Origin of the sequence: Dietzia sp. CW19 (assembly GCF_014145265.1) — a bacterium.
Taxonomy (GTDB): Bacteria; Actinomycetota; Actinomycetes; order Mycobacteriales; family Mycobacteriaceae; genus Dietzia; species Dietzia natronolimnaea.
The window spans coordinates 1-1,325 of sequence record NZ_JAALEE010000544.1 but is presented as its reverse complement, the minus strand read 5'-3'; the positions used below and the strand labels follow the sequence as shown (position 1 = coordinate 1,325).

1 protein-coding gene is annotated in these 1,325 nt (G+C 72.2%); it reads right to left on the bottom strand.

The window, feature by feature from the left end:
• Window positions 1-61: 61 nt before the first annotated feature.
• On the bottom strand, window positions 62-1,111 hold the full coding sequence (locus G6021_RS15490) for a polyprenyl synthetase family protein (RefSeq protein ID WP_179523186.1): 1,050 nt from the start codon (window positions 1,109-1,111) through the stop codon (window positions 62-64).
• Between the last annotated feature and the right edge of the window lie 214 nt (window positions 1,112-1,325).

Here is a 1,325-nt window from a genome sequence, read left to right as displayed (position 1 = left end):
TGGAAGCCAGCCGAGCGCTGGACGGGCGCGCAGGCGCAGGAGCGGATGCCCGGCGCGGCGGTCAGCTCACGCGGTCGACGGTGAACCGGACCAGCCGCCGCAGCGCCTCGTTCGCGGGACCGGCGGGCAGCACGTCCAGCTCGGCCATGGCGTCCGCCACGTACTGCTCGAGCGTCGCCCGCGCGCGCCGCATCCCCTCGGAGGCGCGGAGGAGATCCAGGGCCTCGTGGACCTCGGAGTCGTCGGTCAGCGGCTGCGCCAACAGTTCACGGAGGCGGTCGCCGTCGGTGGAACCGGCCTCGAGCGCGTAGATCATGGGCAGCGTGTGCACACCCTCGCGCAGGTCGGTCCCGGGAGTCTTGCCCGAGTCGGACGACGGAGAGGCGATGTCGATGATGTCGTCGGCGATCTGGAACGCGATCCCCACGGCGTCTCCCAGCCGTCGCAGACTCTGGATCTGCTCGTCGGAGGCGCCGGAGTACTCGCCGCCGAACTGGGCGGCGGCCGCGATCAGCGACCCGGTCTTCTCCCAGATCACGCGGAGATAGTGACCGGCGGCGTCGGCGGCGTCCCCGCCGTCGCCCGGACCGACCGTCTCCCGCATCTGCCCGGTGACCAGTTCCGCGAAGGTCTGGGCGATGAGCTGGACCGCGGCCGGGCCGAGGTCCGCCAGGAGCATGGAGGAGTGGGCGAAGAGGAAGTCGCCGGCGAGGATCGCGGTGGAGTTGTCCCAGCGGCTGTTGGCGGACTCCACGCCGCGGCGCACGGCCGCCTCGTCCATCACGTCGTCGTGATAGAGCGTGGCCAGGTGGATCATCTCGCACACCACGGCGGCCTTGACCAGGCGCTCGCGGTCGGGTTCCGGACCGAGCTCTCCGGTGAGCAGGGTGACGACGGGGCGGAAGCGCTTCCCGCCGGCGGTGACCAGGTGCAGGGCGACCTCGGTGAGGAAGTCCTCCCCGGTCTCGAGTCGGCTCACCAGGAGCTCCTCGACCTCCACCAGTCGCGCCCTCAGCAGCGCCGCGAGATCCGCGTCGCCGACGTCCACGCCCGCCACCACATGGTCGGGCGCCGTCTCAGCGGTGCCGGTCGTCACAGAATCGCTCGACATCCTCATTCGTCCTCGTCGCCTGGTGCGGACCGGCATCGACCGACCCTGACGACAGACTACGGTCCCCACCCGGGGGCTGCGGCACCCCACCCCGGCCGAGGTCGGCGCCGACCGGTCCGGCGCGGACCTGCCACCATGGAGCGCATGGACCCACGGCCGCGACCTCCCGCTTCGACCGATGTCCTCGTGGTGGGGTGCGGGCCCGCCGGTTCGG

What these genes read in the sequence shown, in the direction of transcription:
- G6021_RS15490 (WP_179523186.1), bottom strand. Translation starts at nt 1,111, where the DNA reads ATGTCGAGCGATTCTGTGACGACCGGCACCGCTGAGACGGCGCCCGAC.